The 24,857-nt window shown below is 67.5% G+C and carries 19 protein-coding genes and 1 tRNA gene; 12 read left to right on the forward strand and 8 right to left on the reverse strand.

Annotated elements, in window-relative coordinates; all coding sequences use genetic code 11:
* The first annotated feature begins 33 nt into the window (after nucleotides 1-33).
* The 4 genes from fdhE (at nucleotide 34) to KO490_RS09070 (ending at nucleotide 4,346) form a co-directional block, all read left to right on the forward strand.
* Nucleotides 34-948 (forward strand): formate dehydrogenase accessory protein FdhE, encoded by a 915-nt coding sequence (fdhE, locus tag KO490_RS09055; RefSeq protein ID WP_216019091.1) that lies wholly within the window; start codon nucleotides 34-36, stop codon nucleotides 946-948.
* Entirely contained in the window at nucleotides 948-2,324 is a 1,377-nt protein-coding gene (gene selA, locus KO490_RS09060) for an L-seryl-tRNA(Sec) selenium transferase (RefSeq protein WP_216019092.1), read from the forward strand. The genes fdhE and selA overlap by 1 nt, the downstream gene beginning before the upstream one ends.
* Nucleotides 2,321-4,189, forward strand: coding sequence for a selenocysteine-specific translation elongation factor (selB, locus tag KO490_RS09065; RefSeq protein WP_216019093.1), 1,869 nt, complete (start codon nucleotides 2,321-2,323; stop codon nucleotides 4,187-4,189). Before selA ends, selB begins: the two co-directional genes overlap by 4 nt.
* Before the next feature lie 61 nt (nucleotides 4,190-4,250).
* A tRNA-Sec gene (locus KO490_RS09070) sits at nucleotides 4,251-4,346 on the forward strand.
* Between the two features lies 1 nt (nucleotide 4,347).
* On the opposite strand, the gene KO490_RS09075 is transcribed toward KO490_RS09070, so the two are convergent.
* The 5 genes from KO490_RS09075 to KO490_RS09095 all read right to left on the reverse strand — a co-directional run bounded on the left by KO490_RS09075 (nucleotide 4,348) and on the right by KO490_RS09095 (nucleotide 7,437).
* Nucleotides 4,348-4,989 carry an NrsF family protein gene (locus tag KO490_RS09075; protein WP_216019094.1) on the reverse strand — a complete coding sequence of 214 codons (642 nt, stop codon included), beginning with the start codon at nucleotides 4,987-4,989 and terminating at the stop codon, nucleotides 4,348-4,350.
* Nucleotides 4,986-5,552 carry a sigma-70 family RNA polymerase sigma factor gene (locus KO490_RS09080; RefSeq protein ID WP_252727086.1) on the reverse strand — a complete coding sequence of 189 codons (567 nt, stop codon included), beginning with the start codon at nucleotides 5,550-5,552 and terminating at the stop codon, nucleotides 4,986-4,988. Before KO490_RS09080 ends, KO490_RS09075 begins: the two co-directional genes overlap by 4 nt.
* 74 nt (nucleotides 5,553-5,626) lie before the next feature.
* The gene (locus tag KO490_RS09085) at nucleotides 5,627-5,791 is read right to left on the reverse strand and encodes a hypothetical protein (protein WP_216019096.1); all 165 of its coding nucleotides are present in this window, start codon (nucleotides 5,789-5,791) and stop codon (nucleotides 5,627-5,629) included.
* A 304-nt stretch (nucleotides 5,792-6,095) separates the two neighbouring features.
* On the reverse strand, nucleotides 6,096-6,740 hold the full coding sequence (locus KO490_RS09090; protein ID WP_216019097.1) for a DsbA family protein: 645 nt from the start codon (nucleotides 6,738-6,740) through the stop codon (nucleotides 6,096-6,098).
* A gap of 28 nt (nucleotides 6,741-6,768) precedes the next feature.
* A complete protein-coding gene (locus tag KO490_RS09095) occupies nucleotides 6,769-7,437 on the reverse strand; it encodes a GntR family transcriptional regulator (protein ID WP_216019098.1) in 669 nt (222 codons plus the stop codon).
* A gap of 118 nt (nucleotides 7,438-7,555) precedes the next feature.
* Here KO490_RS09095 and KO490_RS09100 point away from each other — a divergent pair, with 118 nt between their 5' ends.
* The 5 genes from KO490_RS09100 (at nucleotide 7,556) to KO490_RS09120 (ending at nucleotide 12,184) form a co-directional block, all read left to right on the forward strand.
* On the forward strand, nucleotides 7,556-8,869 hold the full coding sequence (locus KO490_RS09100) for a malonyl-CoA decarboxylase domain-containing protein (RefSeq protein WP_252727087.1): 1,314 nt from the start codon (nucleotides 7,556-7,558) through the stop codon (nucleotides 8,867-8,869).
* A 19-nt stretch (nucleotides 8,870-8,888) separates the two neighbouring features.
* Entirely contained in the window at nucleotides 8,889-10,409 is a 1,521-nt protein-coding gene (locus tag KO490_RS09105; RefSeq protein WP_216019099.1) for a malonyl-CoA synthase, read from the forward strand.
* A gap of 72 nt (nucleotides 10,410-10,481) precedes the next feature.
* Complete coding sequence (madL, locus tag KO490_RS09110; protein ID WP_216019100.1) at nucleotides 10,482-10,874, forward strand: malonate transporter subunit MadL; 393 nt, start codon at nucleotides 10,482-10,484, stop codon at nucleotides 10,872-10,874.
* Between the two features lie 3 nt (nucleotides 10,875-10,877).
* A complete protein-coding gene (madM, locus tag KO490_RS09115; RefSeq protein WP_216019101.1) occupies nucleotides 10,878-11,642 on the forward strand; it encodes a malonate transporter subunit MadM in 765 nt (254 codons plus the stop codon).
* Nucleotides 11,643-11,728: 86 nt separating this feature from the next.
* Entirely contained in the window at nucleotides 11,729-12,184 is a 456-nt protein-coding gene (locus KO490_RS09120; RefSeq protein ID WP_216019102.1) for a DUF302 domain-containing protein, read from the forward strand.
* A gap of 7 nt (nucleotides 12,185-12,191) precedes the next feature.
* Here the strand turns inward: KO490_RS09120 and KO490_RS09125 are convergent, their stop codons facing one another.
* Entirely contained in the window at nucleotides 12,192-13,172 is a 981-nt protein-coding gene (locus KO490_RS09125; protein WP_216019103.1) for a YafY family protein, read from the reverse strand.
* 299 nt (nucleotides 13,173-13,471) lie between these two features.
* Here KO490_RS09125 and KO490_RS09130 point away from each other — a divergent pair, with 299 nt between their 5' ends.
* Entirely contained in the window at nucleotides 13,472-16,738 is a 3,267-nt protein-coding gene (locus tag KO490_RS09130) for a TM0106 family RecB-like putative nuclease (RefSeq protein ID WP_216019104.1), read from the forward strand.
* On the opposite strand, the gene KO490_RS09135 is transcribed toward KO490_RS09130, so the two are convergent.
* Both KO490_RS09135 and KO490_RS09140 read right to left on the reverse strand, forming a co-directional pair.
* Nucleotides 16,735-22,308 carry a DUF3320 domain-containing protein gene (locus KO490_RS09135; protein ID WP_252727088.1) on the reverse strand — a complete coding sequence of 1,858 codons (5,574 nt, stop codon included), beginning with the start codon at nucleotides 22,306-22,308 and terminating at the stop codon, nucleotides 16,735-16,737. The two genes, KO490_RS09130 and KO490_RS09135, sit on opposite strands and share 4 nt — an antisense overlap.
* A gap of 185 nt (nucleotides 22,309-22,493) precedes the next feature.
* The gene (locus tag KO490_RS09140) at nucleotides 22,494-23,336 is read right to left on the reverse strand and encodes a helix-turn-helix transcriptional regulator (protein ID WP_216019105.1); all 843 of its coding nucleotides are present in this window, start codon (nucleotides 23,334-23,336) and stop codon (nucleotides 22,494-22,496) included.
* Nucleotides 23,337-23,452: 116 nt separating this feature from the next.
* Between KO490_RS09140 and KO490_RS09145 the strand changes: the two genes are divergently transcribed.
* Together KO490_RS09145 and KO490_RS09150 are read left to right on the forward strand one after the other, a co-directional pair.
* On the forward strand, nucleotides 23,453-23,659 hold the full coding sequence (locus tag KO490_RS09145; protein ID WP_216019106.1) for a DUF2061 domain-containing protein: 207 nt from the start codon (nucleotides 23,453-23,455) through the stop codon (nucleotides 23,657-23,659).
* A gap of 190 nt (nucleotides 23,660-23,849) precedes the next feature.
* Nucleotides 23,850-24,848 carry a YHYH protein gene (locus KO490_RS09150; protein WP_216019107.1) on the forward strand — a complete coding sequence of 333 codons (999 nt, stop codon included), beginning with the start codon at nucleotides 23,850-23,852 and terminating at the stop codon, nucleotides 24,846-24,848.
* The last annotated feature ends 9 nt before the right edge of the window (nucleotides 24,849-24,857 follow it).

Consider the following 24,857-nt stretch of genomic DNA (forward strand, 5'->3'; position numbering starts at 1 on the left):
CCCACCCCGTGGCCGGTCGGCCCAGAGAGGATCATGACTTCCACCGTTCAACCCGACCCGACGGTCATTGGCGGCGTCCCTCAGGCGCCGCTTGCCTTTTTGCCGAACCCCGCGCGCCTTTTCGGCACCCGTGCGCGGCGCTTCGAATTCCTGTCACAGCACAGCGAGAACTTGGGCCCCTATCTTGAATTCCTGGGCCGGCTGGTCGCCCTGCAGGATCGCATCGCGCGTGACCTGCCCCAGGTGACGCCCCTCCCGCGCGACCGGATCGAGCTGGCCCGCGAAAGCCGCATGCCGCCCATCGACCGCGCGAAGCTTGCGACCGATCCCGATCTGCACATTCTGCTGGACCGCGTCCTGTCCGAGGCCCAGTCGATCGAGATGCCCGAAGAAGCGCGCCTTGCCCTGTCGGCCGTGACGGCGGCGGGCGTCGCCGACCGACATTGGCTGGTCGAGAACCTGCTGGCCGACCAGATCCCCGAAGACAGCGTGGCGCCGCATCTGTTCGTCGCCTTGGCCGTGCAATTGCACCTGTCGCGGCTGGCCGCGACGCTGGATGCCGATGCGCTGGTCCCGATCCGCACCGGGGTCTGCCCGTCCTGCGGGGGGCGTCCCGCGACATCCTCGATCACGACGGTCGGGCAATTGGAGGGCGTGCGCTATGCGACCTGCGCCTGCTGTCAGACCCGTTGGAACGAGGTTCGCGTCACCTGCCTCTGTTGCGGTTCGAACGAGGAAATCTCCTATCGCAGCGTCGAAACCGCCGAGGCGACCGTGCGCGCCGAGGAATGTGCCAAATGCGATCACTGGGTGAAGATCCTGACCCAGAGCAGCAACCCCAGCCTGGAACCGATCGCGGATGATGTCGGATCGCTTGGGTTGGATCTGCTGATGAAAGACAAGGGCATCGCCCGCGGAGGCTTCAACCCGTTCCTGGCGGGGTTCTGATGCAGGGCTTCCGGGCCCTTCCCTCGGTCGATCAGCTGCTGCAATCGGATGCGGTGGCAGCACTGATCGACGAACATGGGCGGCAGGCGGTGACCGCCGCGGCCCGGACACGGCTGGACGCCGCCCGGCAGGCGATCCGCGACGGGGCCGACGGTGCGGCGCAGGCGGCGGCGCTGCCGCATCTGATCGGTGCCGATCTGGCCGCCGCCGCCGCAACGGCCCTGCGTCCGATGCTGAACCTGACCGGGACCGTGCTGCACACCAATCTGGGCCGCGCGATCCTGGCCTCCGAGGCGGTGACGGCCGCTGCGACCGCGATGGCCGCCCCGCTTGCCCTGGAATTCGATCTTGCTACCGGCGGGCGCGGTCAGCGCGACGACCATCTGCGCGGGCTGCTGCGTGAACTGACCGGGGCCGAGGACGCGACGATCCTCAACAACAACGCCGCCGCCGTTCTGATCGCCTTGAACACCTTCGGGCAGGGTCGGGGCAGCATCGTGTCGCGCGGGGAACTGATCGAGATCGGCGGCGCCTTCCGCATGCCCGACATCATGTCCCGCGCAGGCACCCGTCTGGTCGAGGTCGGCACCACCAATCGCACCCATCCCCGCGATTACCAATCCGCGATCGACGCGGATACCGGGCTGATCCTCAAGGTGCATACGTCGAACTACCGGATCGAAGGCTTCACCGCCGAGGTCGAAGCGCCCGCGCTGTCGCGCATCGCGCGCGAGGCCGGCGTCGTTCTGCTGAACGATCTGGGGGCGGGGTCGCTGGTGGATCTGTCGCGATGGGGCCTGCGCCGCGAACCCACCGTGGCCGAAGCCGTGGCCGAGGGTGCGGATCTGGTCACCTTCTCGGGGGACAAGCTGCTGGGCGGACCGCAGGCGGGCTTCATCGTGGGCCGCCGCGAGTTGATCGCAGAGATCAATCGCAATCCGCTGAAGCGCGCGCTGCGCCTGGACAAGATCCGCATCGCCGCGCTCGAGGCCACGCTGAGGCTCTACCGCGATCCCGACCGGCTGGCCGAACGCCTGCCGGTGCTGCGCATGCTGTCGCGACCCAAGGCCGAAATCGCGGCCCAGGCCGCACGGTTGCAGCCGAAGGTCGCCGCGATCCTGGCGGACTGGGGCTTCGATGCGCAGGTTTGCGAGTGTCAGAGCCAGGTCGGATCGGGGGCGCTGCCGACCGACACGATCCCCTCGGCGGGGTTGCGGCTGACCGGGCAGGGGGGCGATGCCCCCGACAGGCTGGCGGCACGGCTGCGCGCGCTGCGGCACCCGGTGATCGGGCATATCCATGACGGGGCGCTGATCCTCGACCTGCGTTGCCTCGGCGCCGACGATGACCTGATCGGGGCGCTGAGCGGGCGATGATCGTCGGGACGGCAGGGCATATCGACCATGGCAAGACGGCGCTGGTGAAGGCGCTGACCGGCACCGATGCCGACCGGCTGGCCGAGGAGAAGGCCCGCGGCATCACCATCGATCTGGGGTTCGCCTATGCCGATCTGGGCGGTGGTGCGATCACGGGCTTCGTCGATGTGCCGGGCCATGAGCGGCTGATTCACACGATGCTGGCAGGGGCCGGCGGGATCGACATGGTGCTTCTGATCGTCGCCGCCGATGACGGGATCATGCCCCAGACGCGCGAACACATTGCCATTCTGGACCTGCTGGGGATCGAGCGGGCCATCGTCGCGCTGACCAAGTCCGATCTGGTGGACGACGCGCGGCGGGGGCAGGTCACCGCGCAGATCGCGGATGCGCTGGCCGGCACCGCGATGGCCGGGGCACAGGTCATGGCCGTATCATCCGTCACCGGTGCCGGGATCGACGCGCTGCGCGCCGCCTTGATCGCCGAGGAGGATCGCACCGCCGCCCGGGCCGATGCGCTGCCATTGCGCATGTCGGTCGATCGCAGCTTCACGCTGTCCGGCGCGGGCACCGTCGTCACGGGCATGATCGTGCAGGGGCAGGTCTCGGTCGGGGATCAGGTCGTGGTCGGCCCGGACGGGATCGCGGCGCGCGTGCGCGGCATCCATGCCCAGAACCGACCGGCATCCGTCGGGATTGCGGGACAGCGCTGCGCGGTGAACCTGTCGGGCGAGGGGATCGCCAAGGATGCGATTCACCGCGGCGACATGGTTATGGCCCCGGAACTGCTTGGCCCCACCGACCGGATCGATGCCTGGCTGTCGGTCCTGCCATCCGAGCCCAAGCCCGTCGGAACCTGGTTTCCCGCACGTCTGCACAGTCACGCCGCCGAACGCGGTGCCCGGATCGTCCCCCTCGGCGATCCCATTTCTCCGGGTCAGGGCGGCCCGGTCCAGATCGTGCTGGACCGACCCATCGCGGCCGCCGTGCAGGACCGCTTCGTGCTGCGCGACGTATCGGCCAGCCGGACCATCGGGGGCGGACGTTTCCTGGACATGCGCCCGCCCGCGCGGCGCAGGCGCACGCCCGAACGCCTTGCATTGATCGATGCCGCGCGCCTGCCCGAACCGTTGCAGCCGATGCTGGACATTGCCCCCGTGGATCTGCGCGTCTTCTTTCGCGACAGGGCGCTGCCGATGCCGGGGGACATTCCGAATTTCGCCGGGGTGGCGCTGTCGCCGTCGCATCTTGGGGCGCTGCGTCACCAGCTTCAGGAACAGCTGGCGGCGTTTCACGAGGAAAACCCCGACATGCCGGGCCTGGGACGCGAACGTCTGCGGCTGTCGATGTCGCCGCGCCTGCCCAAGGACGCGCATCTGGCGTTTCTGCGGGCCGAGGCAGCCGAGGGGCGCGTCGTCCTGGACGGTGCCTTTCTGCGCCTGCCAGGCCACTCGGTCCGCCTGTCCCCCGAGGATGAGGCGCTGTGGGTCCGCGTTCTGCCGGAACTGACGGGCGACCTGCGGTTTCGCCCGCCCCGCGTGCGCGATTTCGCGACCGAATTCGGCGTCGATGAACGCGAACTGCGCCGCACGATGCGGCTGACCCAGAAGCTGGGACTGACCGATCAGATCGCCAACGACCATTTCTTCGCGCGGCAGGTCACGGTCGAGATGCTGGCGATCCTGCGCGATGTGGCCGAAAGCTCGGACGATGGCTGGTTCGCGGCCCCGGCATTCCGGGACAGGCTGAACAACGGGCGCAAGGTCGCGATCGAGATCCTGGATTACTTCGACAGGATGGGTGTGACGATCCGGCGCGGGGACATGCGCAAACTGAACCCGCACCGGCTGGATCTGTTCGGATAAGGCGCTTGCAAAGCGCGCGGGGCTTGGCCATCAAGGCGGCCCCGCATGCCGTGTGGGTCATGGAAGGGAATCGTCCCCGGTGGGGCGGCCGGACTTCAAATCCGGTTGGGGCAGCGAGCCTGTCCCGGGTGGGTTCGACTCCCATTCCCTTCCGCCAATCACCAGCGCAGCCAGTGTCGTCCCAGAATGGCCCCGACGGCCGTGGCGATGGCGATGCCGATCCCGTACCAGGTGACGAAGAACAGCGGGTTGTCGTCTAGGCAGTGCAGGGCATAGCCGGCAGCCGCGCCCGCCCCCGAGGCCAGACCGATCAGGGCGCCCGTCAGGGTGGGACGCGTCGTGGCCCCCCGGCGCATCAGCGCGGTGCCCACGATGATCGGCGTCAGCGACAGCGCCGTGATCGAGGTCAGGCAGGTGGCGATCGAGACACCGATGATCCGCTGCGGGATCATCGAGACGGGCGTTCCCGCCATCGTCGCAAGATAGAGCGCGACCGCGACCGCGATGGGCAGGGCCAGCAGCCACAGCGGCGGATGGGCATCGGGACGGGCCGTCAACATGGCGGCAGGCAGCGCGATCGCGGCAAGCGACAGCGGGATCGCCGTCTTGGCCAGCGTGATCGGCGTCGTCAGGGCCTCTGCCAGGTCGGGGCGCAGCCCGGTGGTGAACAGCAACGCGAATATGCCGATGGCGACCAGCCCGACGATCTGCAGGGCGATACGGGACATGCGCAGCCGGGGCGGCGCAGGCATGGCCGCAAGGCTGGCGATCAGGTCTTCGGTGGTTTGTCTGTGGCTCATTTCGTCATCCTCTCGGCGAGGGAACTCAGGCGTTTCATTGCACGGTGCATCGTGACCCTTGCGGCGCCGGCGCTTATGCCGACGCGTTCGCCGGCGGTTTCGGCGTTTTCTCCTTCGATGGCGATCGCGCGCACGATCTGTGCGGATCGCTCGTCGATCTGGCTCAGCATCGCGGCGGCATCGCGCGCGGCCATCGGTTCGTCGCTGCGATCCTCGGGCAGGGTCTCGGCGAATGTTTCGATCGGGACATGGACGGCCGAGCCGCGTCTGCGGAAGGCATCGACGATCTTGTGGCGCGCCACGGCATAGAGCCACGGCCGCACGGGGCGGTCCCCCTGCCATGTGCCCCGTTTCAGATGGACGGCCAGCAGAACCTCCTGCAGGATATCCTCGTGTTCGTCGGGGCCCATCGTGACGGCCCTTGCGCGGATGATCCCGCGAATGACCGGTGTGATCTGCATCAGGAACCGCGCGAAGGCAGCGCCGTCACCCGCGTTTGCGGCCGTCAACAGCCTTTCCCATTCACCCTGCGGTTCCAGTGCCACCTCCCGTTCGTCAGCCAAGCTTCTGAGCAGGATACCGCCTATTGCAGGCAGGGGGCAATGCCGGGGGGGCGCATATGTATCCATGAACGCCATCACTTCTCCCTCAGCCGGGGTTCGGGGCGCGGTCGGGCGCCCTGCAGAACCGGCCATGATGCCGCTTCGATCAGCGCCGTGTCGCCATGGCGGACGCCGAAGGCGGGCCGGGCGGAATGCCCGGGATCAGGGCGCGCGGGGAAGGGCAAAAGGGGCTGAAACATGGCAACGACCTTGACGGTGGGGCGGGCTGAACGGCGGCGCGGGCAAGAGGGTCCGTCTGGTCAGACGGGAACGCCGCGCAGCGGCCGGTTGTCCGGGCGCCTCGGCCCTAGGGCATGTTTCGGGAATGCGGCATTCGCGCCCCTGAAACATGCCGTCCCCGGCATGGCGGCACCAAGGTCGGATGGGGTCGTGCAACGGGTCATGATATCCTCCTTGGCAGGTGAAAAGGACGATCCTGCGCCGTCCTTCCCCTGCCAGTTCGAGGATATCGAACCGTTCGTTACGGAGATCACGCGTTCGTGATCAAGCCTCGGCCAGATGGCGCAGGATGCGGCCGTAATTCTCGGTCCCCTGCGCACCGGTCACCAGGTGCTGCTGCATGAAGACCATCGCGGGCACGCCCGAGATGCCGTGACCCGTCCAGAACTGCTGCTTCTGGCGCACATCGTCCGCCATGCGTTCGTCCTGCAGGACGGCCAGCGCCTCGTCCCGGTCCAGCCCGGCCTCGACCGCCGCATCGCCCAGCACATCCAGCTGCGACACGTCGCGGCGATCCGTGAAGAAAGAGGCGAACAGCGCCATCTTCACCTCGTGCGCCTTGCCCTGTGTCGCGGCCCAGTCGATCAGCTGATGGGCGCGGAAGGTGTTCACCATCCGCATGTCGGCGGCATAGTTGAACTCGAATCCCAGCTCGGCCCCCAGATCGGTCAGGCGATGGCGCGAGGCTTCGGATTCCTCGATGCTGGTCCCGTATTTCTCGGCGATATGCTCGCGCAGGTTCTGCCCCTCGGGGGGCATGTGGCTGTTCAGCTCGAACGGGTGCCAGTGGATATCGACGGGAATGCCCGTCTCCTCGGATGCGCGCGCCAGCTGGCGATAGCCGATCACGCACCAGGGACAGACGACGTCCGAGACGATATCGACGCGGATCGGTGTTGCTTCGGTCATGGCTTCCTTCCTTGTTCAGTCCCCCAAACTAGGCACGACGTTCGAACCTTTCCAGAAGCGCGACCAGATCCCGGAAGCGTTCGCCCTGAATCAGCACGTGATCCTGCATGATGCGACCGGCTTCGGCCTCGTCCCCGTCGCGGATGGCATGCGCGATGCGGCGATGTTCGTCCAGCGACGTGCGGACCCGGCCCCGCGCCTGCAGCTGACGCCGACGATAGGGCTGCAGGATCGCCTGCAGGCGCAGGGTCTCGACCTCCAGAAAGGCATTGTGCGCCGCGTGATATATCGCCTGATGAAACTCGGTATTTTCGGCATAGTAGCGGTCGCTGTCGCCGGCATGGGCGGCGGTCTCGCAGGCCATGAGGCTGGCCTGGATCCGCGCATGGTCCTGATCGTCGGCGCGTCTGCAGGCAAGGCGGGCGCAGAAGCCCTCCATCTCGGCCATCAGTTCGAACCGCTCCATCAGCTCTGTCACGCCCAGCTTGGCCACGAACGTGCCGCGCTTGGGCTGCACGATCAGCAGGCCGGATGCCTCGAGCGCCTGGAGCGCCTCGCGCACGGGGGTGCGCGAACAGCCGTAATCGGCCGCGATGGCTTCCGGATCGATTCTGTCGCCAGGCTGAAAGCGTCCGTCGACGATGTCGTTTTCCAGCGCCAGCCGGATGCGTTGCGCGGTGGGCAGGTTTGTCTTCATGCGATGTCTCTGTCCTTGCTGCCCATTTCACCCGGCATTGCCGGTTTTGTCCATTCCGATGCTTGTTATATACAACATGACCGTTCAGGTGTATATCTGAGGTGAAGGGAGAATTTTCATGGGTAAGCAGAGACTGACCTTCCTGACCGATTTCGTCGAGGCGATCACCCGCCGCAAACGGGCGGGCGAAGCCGAGACGCTGAAGGCGCTGGCACATCCGGCGCCCGAACGGCTGATCGCGGCCTGCAGCGTGCTGATGGGGCGGATCGGCGATGCCTCCAGGGTGGCGGTGGCCGAACAGGCGCTGGCGGCCTATGCCGAGTTGTCGGTGGACGAAAGGCGCGTCTTCTTCGCCCATCTTCGCGACGATTACGGGGTGGATGCCGATGCGATCCGGAACGCCTATGCCGCGTGGGACGCGGGCGGCGATGCGGTCGCGGTGGCCGATCTGTTCCGCGCCGTGGAACCTGCGCGCCAGACGCTGCTGCGCCGTCTGAACCTTGCGCCCGGTGCCACGCTGCAGCTTGTCCGCATGCGAGAGGACCTGCTGAAAGCCATCGCCGACGATCCCGCACTTGCCCCCATCGACGAGGATTTCGCCCATCTCTTTGCATCCTGGTTCAACCGGGGGTTCCTGACGCTGCGCCGGATCGACTGGGCCTCGCCTGCATCGATCCTGGAAAAGATCATGCAATACGAGATCGTCCACAGGATGCAGGGCTGGGACGACCTGAAGCGGCGCCTGGCCGACAACGACCGCAGGCTCTATGCCTTCTTCCATCCCGCCACGGGCGAGGAACCGTTGATCTTCGTCGAGGTGGCGCTGACCCGCGGCATCCCCGATGCCATCGGCCCGATCCTGACCGCCCCCGAGGCGCGCGATGCGGTCGAGGCCGACACGGCCGTCTTCTATTCGATCAACAACAGCCTTGCCGGGCTGAAGGGCGTGTCCTTCGGCAATTTCCTTATCAAGCAGGTGGTCGCGGTCCTCAGCGCCGAACTGCCGCAGCTGTCGCGCTTCGTCACGCTGTCGCCGGTGCCGGGCTTCGCGCGCTGGCTGGAACGGCAAACCGACGATCGCGCCGGCGAACTGGCCCTGGCGCTGAATGCGGGCACATGGCGCGACGATCCGGATGCCGCGACGGCCCTGCGCCCAGAGGTCGAGGCCGTCGCCGCGCGATACATCGTGCAGGAAAAAGGCAGGGGCGGGATGCCCGCCGATCCGGTCGCGCGGTTTCACCTGGGCAACGGCGCCAGCGCCCACCGCCTGAACTGGCCCGCGGACCTGTCGGACGCTGCGGTCAGAACCGCGCACGGGCTGATGATCAACTATCTCTATGAACTGCCGCTGATCGAGGCCCGACACGAGGGCTTCGTCCGGGACGGCACCGTCGCCCATGGCGAACAGCTTGCCGTCGCCCTGCAACGATAAGAAGGAGAGGAGGCCTTCGATGCAGACCATCCATGAGCAATTCATCCAGACGGCCGAACTGCTGGAGGGAAAACCCCTGTTCCAGCGACCCGGCCTGCCCGATATCAGCTTTGCGCAGATGCGCGAGACGGTCGAACGCATGGCCGGCGCGCTGACCGGAATGGGCGTGACGCCCGGCGACCGCGTGGCCGTTCAGGTCGAGAAATCGCCCGAGGCCATCGCGCTGTACCTGGCGGTGCTGCAGGTCGGCGGCATCTTCCTGCCGCTGAACACGGCCTATACCGGCCCCGAGATCGACTATTTCCTGGGTGATGCCTCGCCCCGGATCTTCGTCTGCGATCCCTTGGTGGCGGGGGATCATGCCCACCGCGCATCGGATGCATTGCGGGTCGAGACGCTTGGCGCGGATGCCGACGGCACGCTGATGGACGCCGCCCGCAGTGCCACCCCGCGCGAGGATCGCGTCGAATGCGGCCCGTCGGATCGTGCCGCGATCCTCTATACCTCGGGGACGACGGGGCGGTCCAAGGGTGCGGTGCTGACGCATGGCAACCTGACCTCGAACACCGAGGCGCTGCTGGAATGCTGGCGCTTCACCGCGGATGACCGGCTGATCCACGCGCTGCCGATCTTCCATACCCACGGGCTGTTCGTCGCCGCCAACATGGCGCTGACCGCGGGCGCGACGATGGTCTTCCTGACCAAGTTCGACCCGGAACAGGCGATCGACCTGATGGACCGCGCGACCGTCCTGATGGGCGTGCCGACCTTCTACACCCGCCTTCTGAAATCCGATCGCCTGACGCGCGAGGCGACCGCGAACATGCGCCTGTTCGTGTCCGGTTCGGCCCCGCTGCTGGCCGAGGATCACCGGGCCTTCGAGGAACGCACCGGCATGAAGATCCTCGAACGCTATGGCATGACCGAGACCTGCATGATCGCGTCGAACCCCTATGACGGCGATCGCATCCCGGGCGCGGTGGGCATGGCGCTGCCGGGCATCGCCATCCGCGTGACCGACCGCGAGTCCGGCGCGCCGCTGCCCGACGGGCAGATCGGCCTGATCGAGGTGAAGGGCCCGAACGTCTTCGAGGGTTATTGGAACATGCCCGAGAAGACCGCATCCGAGTTCCGCGACGACGGCTTCTTCATCACCGGCGATCTGGGGCTGATCGGCGAGGACGGATATCTGCGCATCAGCGGGCGCGACAAGGATCTGGTCATCTCGGGCGGGTACAACGTCTATCCGAAGGAGGTCGAGGAGGCGCTGGACGCGCTGCCGGGCGTTCTGGAAAGCGCGGTGATCGGCCTGCCGCATCCCGATCTGGGCGAAGGGGTCACGGCGGTGGTCGTGCCCAGGGGCGATGCTCAGCTGGACCCCGAGGCGCTGCGCGACGCATTGGCCGACAGCCTTGCGCGCTTCAAGCAGCCAAGGCGCGTGATCCTGGCCGATGCCCTGCCGCGCAACGTGATGGGCAAGGTCCAGAAGGCGGAACTGCGCCGCACCCATGCGGACCTGTATTCCGGTGTGGATGCCTGAATGACGGACCCCGGCACGCGCGGCGGAGGAGGTCGCGCGCACCGGGGATGACAGAAGAGAGGGAGGAGAGAAATGATCATCTACGGAGTTGCGGCCCTGGCCGCCTGCCATCTGGTGGGCGTCATCCTGGGCGATCTGCTGGGCGACCTTCTGGGGGTCCAGTCGAATGTGGGCGGGGTCGGTTTCGCCATGCTGCTGCTGGTCGTCGTGACGGACCGGATGCGGCGTGCCGGTCGGCTGCCCGCCCTGACCGAGCAGGGCGTCCTGTTCTGGAGCGCGATGTACATCCCGATCGTCGTGGCGATGGCGGCCAATCAGAACGTCGTGGCGGCCCTTGCAGGCGGCCCCGTCGCGATCGTCGCGGGGGTGGGCGCGACGGCCGTCTGCCTGGCGATGGTCCCGGTCGTGGCCCGCGTCGGCGGCCGCGAAGCACCGCTGCCGCCCCTCATGCCGCAGGAGGCATGAGCGATGGAGGACATCATCGGACTGATCGAGAAGAACGGCCTCGTCTTCGCCTTCGTGGTGGTCGGCGTGATCATGTGGCTGTCCTATCAGCTGTCGGACCGGCTCAGCGCGGGTCGGTTGCACGGATCGGCGGTCGCCATCATCATCGGGCTGCTGCTGGCCTGGATCGGCGGGCGGGTCACCGGCGGATCGTCGGGCCTGTCGGATGTGCCGCTGTTCGCGGGCATCGGGATCATGGGCGGGTCGATGCTGCGCGACCTGGCCATCGTGTCCACCGCCTATGGCGTGGATATCCGCGAGATCCGCAAGGCCGGGACCGCCGGCGTGCTGTCGCTGGTTCTGGGCATCGCGCTGTCCTTCGTCGTGGGCGCGGTGGTGGCGGCGTCCTTCGGCTATACCGACGCGGTCAGCATGGCGACAATCGGGGGCGGTGCCGCGACCTATATCGTCGGGCCTGTGACGGGAACCGCGCTTGGGGCCAGTTCGGACGTGATCGCGCTGTCGGTCGCGGCGGGGCTTCTGAAGGCGGTTCTGGTGATGATCGGCACGCCCTTCGTCGCGCCCCTGATCGGGCTGAACAACCCGAAATCGGCCATGGCCTATGGCGGGCTGATGGGGACGACCAGCGGCGTGGCGGGTGGTCTTGCGGCCACGGACAAGCGGCTGGTGCCCTATGGCGCGATGACGGCGACCTTCTATACCGGCCTCGGATGTCTGATGGGGCCGTCGGTCTTCTACCTGTTCCTGCTGCAAATCACCGGCGGCTGAGGAACCGGACCCCGGTTCGACGTGTTTGCCAACGGCCCTTCCCCGTTCCGGGGCGGGGCCATCGGGATGGAACGAAAGGAATGCCAATGCGCCTGCCGCTGATCGCCACCGCCATGACCCTGATGGCCGCACCCGCCTTTTCCGATGACGGCCCCGACGACTGGATCGTCAAGGACAGCCCCCATGACGTCGTGACGACCGCCGACAACCTGGAGGCCGCGATCGAGGGAAGCCCCGCCAAGCTGGTCACCCGCGTGGATCATCAGCGCTCGGCCGAGGCGGCGGGGCTGGAAATGCCCGGCGCGACTGTCCTGATCTTCGGCAATCCCGAAATCGGAACGCCCCTGATGAACGCCGATCCGCGCGTCGCCTACGACCTGCCGGCCCGGGTGCTGATCTGGGACGACGAGGGGCAGACCAAGATCGGCTACATGGATCCGGACGAGCTGGAGGACATGTACGACCTCGATGCAGCCGAGGAATCGCTGGAGAAGCTGGCAGGCGCGATGTCGATGCTGACCGACAAGGCGATCGAGGATTAAGCGACGCCTAGGGGGTGCCGCCGAAATCGGATCGGCGGTGCCCCTCGACCATGCGGGCAAGACCTTCGGGGGCCAGAACCTCGACCAGGTCGCCCCACTGATACAGATGCCACGCCATCTCGAGCCAGCCCGAGGCGGTGAAGCGCACGATCAGGCTGCCATCCGCGCATCGCTCCATCGTCTGCCGTGGATGAAAACGGAACCCCGACGCGCGTTCGGCCGCCGAGGGCACGAAGCGCCAGACGACCTCTCCGTATTCGGTCGGATCCTGCCAGACACCGAAGGACCGCGCGGCGAAATCCGACAGCACGAAATCGGGATCGAGGGCGAAGCTTTCGTCCAGCACCGTCGCGCCCGTGATCAGGTCCATCCGAAAGCTGCGCATGCCGTCGGGCTTGTCGATATCACGCGCCACCAGATAGGTCCGGTGCCCCAGCAGGACACCATGCGGTTCCAGGATCCTTTGCTTCGCATCGTCGCGATAGAACACCTTCAGACGGAACGGTCCGCGCAACGCCTCGATCATCGCATCGAGAAGGCTGCTGTCCAGAAGGCTGCGCGGGCCGGGGCGCGTCACCTCGGCCAGGGATGACAGGACCGCCTCGGCATCCGCTTCCACACGCGCTGCATTCGGTCCGGGCAGGCGTGCCAGCAAGCCCGCGCGCAGATCGTCCAGCGCCTTGGCGTGGCGCATCCGGCCCGCATCGCGCGCATGCCGCGCCGCGATGTCCAGCGCCTCGATCCCGGTTTCGTTCGACAGCTGCAGGCGGTCCGATTGCGGATCGACCAGACGCCAGCGTCGCTTGCGGTCGGGGCCATCCGTGTATTGGACATTGGCGAAGGTGGTTTCCAGCGCGGCGGCCATCCGCTGCGCGGTGCGATGGGAAACGGCGAATTCGTCCATGATGTCTTCGAGAGCCACGCCACGTCGGCGGGCCGCCGCCATCTGCGCAAGCTGGACGAGGTCGCGTGCCTTGGAAAACGACATGAGCGAAGCCCTGAAATGATTGTACTAATGCGATCGTCGAAAATGACCCTGACAGGGTTTGTCACCCGCAAAGGCTAGGACTGGACATGCCACCTGTCGAGGTGATTCCCCGTTTTCCCGTCGTGTTGGTAAATGGTGCGGGGGACGTCATCGGCGGGCCGGTCGGGTGTGGTGCCTGCAGGGCCGGGCGCGTCTCGGCGCGCCCGGCATATTGACACGAAGACCTTTCATCACGAAAGGCGGTCCGATCCGGTTTGCGATCGGGCCGCCTCATTCATCCGGCACAAGAGGGACATTCCATGCGCGATCTGGACGGACGCATCCTGTTCTCGGCCAGCGACCTGATGCGGTTTTCGGGCTGCGCCCATGCGACCTCGCTGGACCTCGCGCATCTGCGCGGAAACGGGCCTCGGCCTTGTGCCGGCACGGATGACGCGGCCCTGCTGCAGGGACGGGGCGACGCCCACGAGGCTGCGCATCTGCAGCGGCTGCGCAAGGAGGGCCGACAGATCACCGAGATCGCGCAGGGCAGGCTGGCCGACAATGCAGAACAGACGCGGGCCGCCCTGGCCCTGGGGGCCGAGGTGGTGTTCCAGGGGGCATTCCTCGACGGCAACTGGGGGGGATGGTCGGATTTCCTAGAACGGGTCGAACGCCCCTCGGCGCTTGGCGATTTCAGCTACGAGGTCGCCGATACCAAGCTGAAGCGCAGCCCGCATCCCAAGCATGTCCTGCAACTCGTGCTCTATTCCGATCTGCTGGCGCGCATCCAGGGCGTCGCGCCCGAAATGGCGCATGTCGAACTTGGCAGCGGCGAAAGGGCCAGCCTGCGCCTGACGGATTACGCCCATTACGCCCGCGCGATGCGCGACCGGCTGGAGGATTTCGTCGAACGACCGCCCCAGACGCGGCCGGTGCCTTGCGCGGATTGCGCGCTCTGCCGTTGGGCCGATCACTGTCAGGGGGTGTGGGACCGGACCGACAGCCTGTTCAACGTCGCAGGCATCACGCGGTCGCAGGTCAAGCGGCTGGAGGCCGCGGGGATCGACAGCATGGCCGCGCTGGCCACCCATGACGATTCGGTGCGCGGCATCGCCCCCGAGACCTTCGACCGCCTGAAGGCGCAGGCGCGTCTGCAGCATGCCCGCAAGACCGGCGCGCCCTGTCACGAGCTGCGCGCCCATGTGCCCGGTCGCGGCTTCGATCTGCTGCCGCGCCCGTCGCAGGGCGATCTGTTCTATGACATCGAGGGCGATCCGCATCACGAAGGGGGTCTCGAGTATCTGCACGGGGTTCTGGATGCGGGCGGGTTCCAGGCGATCTGGGCGCATGATCACGCGGCCGAGGCCGATGCGCTGACGGCGCTGCTGGATCTGTTCCGCGATCGGATCGAGGCCGATCCCGATGCGCATATCTATCACTATGCCCCCTACGAGGTGACGGCCCTGCGCCGCCTGACGGCCAAGTACGGGCGCGGCGAGGCATTCCTCGACCGGCTTCTGCGCGAGGGGCGCTTCGTCGATCTCTACTCGGTCGTGCGTGGTGGCCTGGTGGCATCCGAGGGGAACTACTCGATCAAGTCGATGGAGCGGTTCTACGGCCAGGAACGCGCGGGCGCGGTCACCACGGCGGGCGGTTCCGTGGTGGCCTATGAACGCTGGCGCGAGACGGGCGAGGACGCGATCCTGTCCGAGATCGAGGATTACAACCGGATCGACTGCGTCTCGACCCGGGGATTGCGCGACTGGCTGCTGTCGATCCGGCCCGAACGTCCGTGGCACGAAACAGGCCCCGACGCGAGCGCGCAGGAGGATGAGGACGACGCCGAGACCGATACGCTGCAGTCCATGCTGGATCGCGCCGATCTGACGGCCGAACGACGGCAGATGCTGTTCGATCTGGGCCGGTTCCACGAACGAGAGGCCAAGCCGGCCTGGTGGGCGATCTTCGACAGCCTTGCACAGGAAGACGACGCCCTGATCGACGGCCTCGATACGCTTGGGGGGCTTCGCGCCACCGGCCCCGCCGAACCCGTCGCCCGATCCGTTCGCCGCAGCTACCGATTTCCGTGGCAAGACAGCAAGCTGCGGGCGGGCAGCAAGGCCAGCATCCCGGACCCCGAAGGCGGCATCGCCAGCGTCACCATCGAGGATCTGGACCGGCGCAATCGGATCGTGACGCTGAAGATCGGCAAGGCGCGGGCGCATCTTCTGGCAGACCGGATGGGGTTGCATCCCGACCGCCCGATCAGCACCGATGTCATCGCGGATGCGGTCAGGGACGTGATCGCGGATCAATGCGGTCCGGTCGCCTATCGCGCGGTGGACGACCTGCTGGCACGGCGCGCGCCCCGGCTGACGGGTGGCGGGCCGATCCTGCCGCCCGGCGATGTGGTCGCGGGCACGGTGGCCGCGGTGAGCCGGATGGATGAAACCGTGCTGCCCATTCAGGGCCCGCCCGGCACCGGCAAGACCCATATCAGCGCCCGCGCGATCGTGGCGCTGGTCCGCGACGGTTATCGCGTCGGCGTGGCGTCGAACAGCCACGAGGCGATCCGCAACGTGCTGATGGGCTGCCTGAAGGCGCTGCCCGAGGATCTACAGATCGACATCCTGCACAAGCAATCGGGCGATGACGGCTATCCCACGGGTTGCCCGGTGCGTCGGACGAACGACAATGCCGAGGCCGCCGACAGCGGCGATATCGTGGGCGGCACGGCATTCTTCTTTGCCCGCCCCGAGAATATCGGTCGGTTCGATTGGCTGTTCGTGGACGAGGCGGGGCAGGTCGGTCTTGCCAACATGGCGGCGATGGGGCGCGCGGCGCGCAACATCGTCCTGGTGGGCGATCCGCGCCAGTTGCCGCAGGTGATCCAGGGCAGTCATCCCGAACCCGCGAACCTGTCATGCCTGGAATGGGTGTTGGGCCGCGACGCGACGATCCCCCCCGATCGCGGGATCTTCCTGGGTCAGACGAGGCGCATGCATCCTGCCGTCAACGGCTTCATCTCGGCCCAGGTCTACGAGGGCAGGCTGACGGCACATCCCGATACGGCGCGGCAGGGGGTTCCCGGCACCGCATTGCCCCAGACCGGCGCATGGTTCGTGCCGGTCCCGCATGACGGGAACGCCCAATCGGCCCCGGAGGAGGTGGCCGCGATCACCGCCGTCTGCGCAGACCTGATGGCGGGGCGATGGCAGGACCGCGACGGGACATCGCGACCCCTGCGGGCATCCGACATCATCGTGGTCGCCCCCTACAATGCGCAGGTGAACGCCCTGCGCGAGGCCCTGCCCGAGGCGATCCGGGTGGGCACGGTCGACAAGTTCCAGGGGCAGGAGGCACCCGTCTGCCTGGTGTCGATGACCGCGTCCTCGGCCGAGGAGACCCCGCGCGGGATGGAGTTTCTCTTTTCGCTCAACCGGATCAACGTCGCGGTGTCGCGGGCCAAGGCGCTGGCGCTGATCTTCGGCGCGCCCCGGCTGCAAGAGGCCCGTTGCGACACCGTCGATCAGATGCGGCTGGTTAACACGCTCTGCGCCTTGCCGAAGGTTCCGGGGCGCTAGGCCCCGGAGTTGCGCCACCAGTCGATCACCGATTGCAGGTGATCCTGCCCTTCATCCACGGGCAATCCGGCCAAACGGGCAAGCAACTGCGGATCGGCGTCGGGATGCCCGTCCAGCAGGGTCGCGTATTCCGCCAGCGGGATCTGATCCGCATGCCGATCCGTCCCCTCGCGGAAAGGCAGCCTTGTGGCGCGTTCGCCCGGCCACAGGAACTCGGCCCGGCCCTCGCGGTGCAGATGCGCGGGTTCCATCGCCGATCGCACCCGATCCTGGATCCGATCCCCGGCGCGCGGCCAGCCATGTGCCGTCGCGATGCGGGCCGCCAGCCGGTCAAGCGCGATGGGCGCCTCCTCGGCCAGGATATCCGCGATGATCCGCGTCAGGACGGGCTGATAGCCCGCCTCGAAGAACCGCTCGGGGTCGGGGGTGACGCCGCCCGCATCCGCAGGCGCGGCGCCGGTTTCGGCCTTGCGCGCCGCGCGACAGGCGCGGTCCCGGGCAAGGTGTTCCGACAGCGCCTCGTGGATGCGGTCGGCAACCGCCCGCGGATGGCGGAACCAGTCGGTGGACCAGACGCGCAGGATGGTCCAGCCCAACCCCTCCAGCACTGCTTGGCGGACCTTGTCGCGGTCGCGCGCGGTGGCCGATCCGTGATAGGTCGCGCCGTCGCATTCGACACCCGCCAGATAGATCCCCGCATGATCGGGATGAACGACGCCCAGGTCGATCCGGAAGCCCGACACACCGATCTGGGGCCGCAGCTCCCATCCTCGTGCCTCCAGCGCCGTCATCACGGCGGCCTCGAACGGGTTCTCGACCGGCCCTTCCGACCCGGTATCCTGCGCAGGCAGCGCAACTGCGCCGCGTTCCGCATAATCGAGGAACGCCTTCAGATGGCGCACCCCCGTCGCATTCGTCCGGGCAAGGTCGATCTGTTCGGCCCGGATCGAGGCGAAGACATGCAGCTCGGCCCGGGCACGGGTCACGGCCACGTTCAGCCGTTTCTCTCCGCCCGTTCCGTTCAGCGCGCCGAAGGCCATCGACAGCTTGCCCGCCTGATCGGGCCCGAAGGTGATCGAGAACAGCATCACGTCGCGTTCGTCGCCCTGGATGTTCTCCAGGTTCTTGACGATGACGGGTTCCTCGCGGGCATCCTCGAAGAACCATTCCAACTCGGGATCGCGGCGGCGTTCCTCGTCCAGCAGGTCGAGGATCAGCGCCTGCTGTTCGGCATTGAAGGTGATCACCCCAAGCGTCGGGCGATCCGCCTCGGGCAGGGTCAGCCATTCGGTCAGGCGCGACACGGCCATCGCGGTGATGGCGCGGGCCTCGACCTCGTTCCGCCGGTCCTTGCCGCGGCCATAGGTGCCGTTCACGGGATGCAGCCGCACGGCCTTCGACTGGGTGCGGGGCGAGGGGAAGGTGATCAGGCGCCCGCCATAGTAGTGCCAGTTGGAGAAGGCGATCAGCGCCTCATCCCGGCTGCGGTAATGCCAGTCCAGCTGCTGCATCGGCACGCCCGACGCCGCGACCTCGTCCAGGATCGAGGGCAGGTCGCGTTCGGTTTCGGGGATGTCGTCGGTGTCATCCTCGACCTTGCCGAAGAAATTGGTGGGCGGCAGCTGCTTGGGGTCGCCCACGATGATCGCCTGACGTCCCCGTGCTATGGCCCCGATCGCGTCCCATGTGGTGATCTGGGACGCCTCGTCGAAGATCACCACGTCGAAGGCCGTCTGGCCCGCCGGCAGATATTGCGCGACCGACAGGGGCGACATCAGCACGCAGGGCGCGAGCTTGGTGAAGGCGTCGGGCATCTGCGCGATCAGCGAACGGATCGGCATGCTGGGGCGCTGCAGGCCCAACTGGTGCCGAAGCGTGCCCAGCTCGGACTTGCGCGGGACCGCGTCGCGCGCGGGCAGCCCGTGGCGGATGCGTGACAGGATCTGTCCGGCGGCCATCTGCGTCGCGGCGCGGTCGAGGTCGCGGAAGCGTGCGATCGCATCCTCATGCGCCCAATGCGAGAAGCCGCGAAGGACAGGATCGGCGTCCAGCGCATGGGGCAGCCACCATGCGGCATAGGCATTGCGGAAGGCATCCTCGAGCGGCTGCTCGATGCCGCCACCCTCCAACACCGCGACCAGCGGTGACAGGCCCGCCGCCATCGCCTGCGCACGCGCGGCGTTCCAGCGGGTCCAGTCGGGCAGATGCTCGCGCGCGGCGTCGATGGTCTCCAACTGCTCCAGCAGGCGGGGCAGCGGCATCGTCAGCGGATCGCTGCCGGCGGCTTCGGCGAATGGTCGGGCGGCGTTGCGGAAGGTGTCCTCGGCAACGGACAGGGCGCGGGCGGCCGCATCCTCGCCCGCCGCCATGCGGCGCAGGGCAAGGTGCCAGCGGTCTTGGTCGGCGACATGCGGCGCGATACGGACGGCGGCCTTCAGAAGCACCACCGCCGCGTCGGCCTTGCGGCGAAGATCGGCGGGATCGTCGGCGATATCCCTGAGGGGGCTTGCGTCGATGACCGCCCGGTGGCGCGCGATTTCCGCAAGCGCGGGGATATCGGTTTCAGGATCGACCGCGCCGCCCTGGGCATAGGTCTGCAGCAGCTTGCGCAGGCGGCCCATCGCCAGCGCCGACATGGGCCAGATCCTGGTGCGGGCCATGCGCCAATCCTGATCCAGCCGGTCCACGGGGATGGGGGCGTCGGGCGCGTAATCCCCCGCCAATCGACCCCGCGCCGCATTCCGGGCCTCGATCGCGCGGGCCAGATCCTCGGCCTGGGCGCGCAGGGCCGAGGCATCGCGGTCGATGGCCCAGCCAAGATCACCCCCCTGCGATGCCGCGCGGGCCAGGTCCGCAAGCGCATCGGGGCCGGTATCGGGCTGCAGCCCGGCCTCGTGGATCAGCGCCTGCCGGGCCGCGTCCAGATCGCGCGCAGCGACCCGCAACGCCTCCGCGGTTTCGAGCAGGGTGGCCTGCCAGCCGAAGGACCAGTCCTGCGCGCCGATCAGCGGAAACTCCGGCAGGTCGCGCACGATCCGATGCGTGCGGCCCAGGGTCGCCGCGATCTGCAGCATCCGCTGGAAGCTGGCCTCGTCATGCGCATCGTGGTTGTCGAAGCGCAACCGCAGCGACGGATCGGCATTCAACGACCAGCCGATGGCCTGGAAGATGCTGAAGCCCTGTCGCCCCTTGGCATGCAGCGCGGCGACATAGGCGTTCAGTTCCTGCCGCGTCATGTCCAGATCGGCGGTCACGCGGGTCCATTCGGCGTCGCTGCCTTCGGATGCGCGATCCCAGCTGCGGCCCAGCTGGGCCATGACGGCCTTGCGGTCGGCCTTGTTCGAATGCAGCTCCAGCACGGCATCGCCCAGGCCGTGCGCGTTCAGGCGGCGATGAACGACGTCCAGCGCGGCGGATTTCTCGGCCACGAACAGGACGGTGCGTCCGGTCGCCAGGCACTGGCTGATGATGTTGGCGATCGTCTGGCTCTTGCCGGTGCCGGGCGGGCCGATCAGCACGAAATCGCGCCCCTCTTGCGCGGACAGGACCGCGGCCAGCTGGGAACTGTCGGCGGGCAGCGGCGCGAACAGGTCCTGCGGCGGTAGGCGACGGTCCACGTCGCGCGGACCGGCAAGGCCCGGATCGCCGTCGGGCAGGAAGGGCGTTTCGGGGTTGTCGACCAGGTGACGGACCAGCGGGCTGTCGCGCAGGCTGTCGGCGCGTTCGGCCAGGTCCTTCCACATCAGGAACTTCGCGAAGGAGAAGGTCGACAGCGCCGCCTCCTCGACCAGCTCGAAGCCCGGAACGTCGCGGATGCGGGCGCGCATGGTCGAGAAGATGCGCGTCACGTCGAAGCCTGCCTCGTCGCGGGGCAGATCGCCTTCCAGCTCCGGGATCTTCAGGTCGAAATCGCGCTTGAGGAACTCCAGCAGCGTCGTGTTGAAGCGGATGTCGTCCTCATGCGCCTCGATCAGGAAATCCGATTGCGCGGAGCGGCGGGTCAGCCGAACCGGGATCAGCAGCAGCGGCGCGCGGTAGCTGCGGCTGTCCTGCGCGGTATTCTTCCACCGCAGGAACCCCGCCGCCAGGAACAGCGTGTTCGTACCCCCCTCCTGCAGGTCGCTGCGCGCCTTGCGATAGAGGTCCAGCAGCCGTTCCTGCATGTCCTTGCCCGCAAGCGGCACCGCGATGCGGCCGCGCGCGAAGGCATCGTTTGCCATCTGGTGCAGGATGGCGGCATCCTCGGGCAGGCCGTCGCCCGCCATCGCCTCGGGTCGGATGCCCTGGCCCTGTGCAAGGCGGTCCTCCAGCGCGGGAATGTCGGGGCAGACGAAGGGCAGGGTCTGGCGCGTGTCGCGGAAATTCAGCAACCGGTTGCGCAAGGACAGGTCCAGCAGCTTGCGCTGCCAGCGCGCGATGCGGTCGGCGGCGTTCCGGGGGGTGTCGTCCGCGATGGGGCTTGCAGGCATCATGCCCGGCGGCAGCGGACGGGGCAGGGCTGCCGGCGCCACGGGGGCGTCCGGATCCGTATCCTCGGGCGGGCGGTGGCTGGCCATGGGCCGGATGCGGGCGGCACGGGCACGGCGGATGTCCAGCGCCTGCAGAAAGCCGTGTTCGTTGCGTTCGGCCACCAGATCGCGGCCGGCCGCTGCGGCCTCTTCGAAGGCGATGGCGGGGCGCCTGGTCAGGTGGGTGGTTTCCAGCATCACCAGTTCGCGCGCATCGACCGCCTTGCGCACGGTCATCACGTCGGGTTCCGCGATGCAGCCGAAATCCGCATCCGTCAGCCAGAAGCCGGCCCATGCATGGCCTTCCGCGAACAAGATCACGGGGTTCAGGCCCGCGGCCTCGAAGCACGAGGCAAGCAGCACGGCGCTGTCGAGGCATGTCGCCAACCCCTCGGACCGGATGCGGGCCGGGTCGCGCAGCTTCTGGCCCTGCAACTCGAACGAGGTGGGCGGCAGCGCGTAGCTGAGACCCCAGGCCGTCAGCGCCGACCAGATCGCGCCGGCAAGCATCCAGGGACGCCCGGGATCGCCGCTGCGATAGCCGTCGATATCGCCGGGCTCGCCCACCGCCTCCAGAAGGCGCGCGGCGTCCTTGAGGACAACGGCCACGACCGCGTCGTTCGGCGACACATGCGCGGCCAGCAGCGGGGCCATGGACAACCCGCCCCATTCGTCGCGGGCCAGCATCTCGACCGGGCGGGCGGCTTCCGCGATCAGCTCGTCGCCCCGATGGACCTGCAGGACGACCTCGCCCCATTCGGCCTCGTTCAGGCCCGAAAGATGCGCGGTATCCAGCGGCGTCTCGGCCTGCGGCAGGACGACGGTGGCGCCCGGTGCGATACGGTCGATGCGGAAGCTGCGCGGACGCATGACGGCGGGGCGCGTGGTCACCGTGACCTCCAGCGCCTCCAGCGGCGCGTCCCCTTCGTTCGTCAGCGCGACCCGACGCAGGATCGCGGGCCCGTTCTGGGACAGGGCAAAGTTGATCCGGTCCACCGGTTCGAGGTCAAGGGCGACTGCGGGGGCAGCGCCTTCGGGGCTGAGGTCTTCCAATTCGTCCAATCCAAGGGGTCGTCGTTGCCTGATATGCGATGCGTCAGGAAAGCCGATATCGCGCAAGGGGATGCATGGCGTTCTTCATGCACTTCCCGTTGCGCCCGTTTCTATATGTTGTATTGCTCGACTGCATCCTGCCATAGATGCGATCACGATATGTTCCGGGTCAAGTCGAAAGTTTCCCGCGGCGGTCAACCCACCGTCAGTTGGCGGGCATAGGCGGCCGCATGGCGGTCGTCGACGGCGCAACCCCGGATCAGCCAGTCGAAATGTTCGGTGAGGGCGGTCACACGCTGACGTTCGCGCAACGAAAGATAGAACTTGCCCACATAGATGATCGCAAGGCTGTTTCCGAAGACGGTCGTGGGCGCGCTGAAGGCGCAGCGCTTGTCGAACAGATGCAGTCGCAGGCGCGGGAACAGGACGTCGCACTGATCGGCCAGAAACGCCAGCTGGTCACGACGCAGCCCCGCAGCCAGCCCCGCGTAATAGCCGCTGCCTTCGGCCAGGGCGCGCAGTTCCTGCACCGGCATCGCGATCTCGTAATCGGCCTCGCCGGTGCGGACCCAGTCGTGATGGCTGCGTGCGGTCCCCTTGATCTGGGCGATCGCCTCGGGGGGAAGGGCCGCGTATTCCCAGTCCAGCAGTTCGGGGGTCTTCAGCATTTCGGGCAGGGTCGCGGGAACATGCCGGATCTTGCTGCCGATCGCGGTCTGGTGCCACTCGATGATCTGGGCATCGGCCGCGTCACGCTCGGCCGGGCTGAGGCCCATGGCCGAGGCGAGGATGTCGCCCGCAAGCTCGGGGCGGTTGGTCAGCCCCAGCAGCCAGTCGAGGCTGACCCCCAGGGCCATCGCCATGTCGGCGGCAAGCTGGGCATTGGGCAGGCGGGGCGCATCGCCCTTGAGCAGTTGTCCGATCGTCGAACGATCGACCCCGGTCGCGCGGGCCATCGCGCTTTTGCTGATGGCGCGATCGGCCATCGCCTGCTGCAACCGGGTGCGAAAGATCAGATGTCGGTCACGGCTGGCCATGCCGCAACTATGCAGATCAAACGCAACAAGGCAAATTATTTGCAGCAAATTCACGGAATTTCGGCACAGGGCGGGTTCCGATAAGGCGGATGGGATGACGATAACAGGAGGAATGCATGGAGACGCGGCGACGTATCGCCCTAAAGGCGGTGACATGGCAGATCATGGGTTTCGTGGTGATGACGGCCATCGGGTTCGCCTTTACCGGGTCGGTCCGGGCGGGCGGCGGGATCGCTGTCGTCGGTGCGGTCACAGGCTTTCTGTGCTATTTCGGGCATGAGCTGGCCTGGTCGCGCATCGGATGGGGCCGAAGGTCGCAATGACACGGCCGTGACCGCCGGCCCGCTTGCCGCAAACCGACGGTTGGCATACGAATCATGGGGATGAGCCATCCGGGCGTTCACCTTCCGCTGCACTCCGCGGATCTGTCGCAGGACAGGCTGCGCAAGGAGCTGCGTCCCCTCGGCCTGCATCCGGCCCAAAGCTGAGCGTTGACATCAGAAGGACGCATCCATGTTCCGAACCAGCCTTGCCGCAACCGCGCTTGTCATGACGGGCCTGCCCGCCATGGCGCACGAGACCGGGATCGACCGGATCGCGGCCTTTTTCGAGGGCGCCGATATCGTCAGCGGTCCGTCCGAGGTCGAATGCACCCTGTCGGGCGGGGCGACGACCAGCTGCTTCCAGATCACCGTGCGCCCCAATCCGCCCGACTACACGCCCGGGCCGTGGTGCCCGACGAATATCGCCGACGATGCCGAGAAGGGCGGCATCTGGTTCCTTGATGGCAAGGCCGTGGAAGTGGATGGCGATTTCATCGCGAACCTTGCCGAAACCTATGGCGATACGGAATGGCAGCTGTTCGACAAGGACACGGGCGAGATCCGTTTCACCGGCACCCTTGAGGCCTGCGAGGCGGCCGCGCGTCCCGACGTGGACCCGGACTACCAGAACTATTGCGTGCAATGTCAGCCGGAATACCTGCCCGAGGATGCCAGCGTGACCTATGTCATCCCCATGCATCCCGAACCGGCCGATGAACCGCAGCCCACGCAGATGGGGTCGGGGGTCGCGCTGAACGGCGTGCGGCTGGACGGGCCCGCGCCGCTGGATGCGATCCTGGGCGCACATACCATCGCGCCCTTCGACGATTGCGGCGGGCATGTGAACACGCATGTCGGGTATCACTATCACGCGGTGACGGATTGCCTGGAGGGTGGCCAGGCGACCGTCGATGCGGGGGCCGGGACGTTGGCGGAACATGGCGGGCAGATCGGCATCGCCATGGACGGCCATCCCATCTTCGCGCATCTGATGGCCGACGGGTCCGAGCCTGCGGATCTGGACGCGTGCTTCGGCCACGAGGCCGAGGGACTGCCATATCATTACCACGCGGGGGCTGCGGGTTCGAACCAGATCCTGGGTTGCCTGAAGGCGCAGACCGGCTGCACCCTCGAGGAAGAGGGCGGCACCTGCGATGCCAGCAGACGCCGCGGTCCGCCGCCCCGGTGATCCGGCACG

It is taken from the genome of Paracoccus sp. C2R09 (assembly GCF_018860625.1).
In the GTDB taxonomy this organism is placed as follows: Bacteria; Pseudomonadota; Alphaproteobacteria; order Rhodobacterales; family Rhodobacteraceae; genus Paracoccus.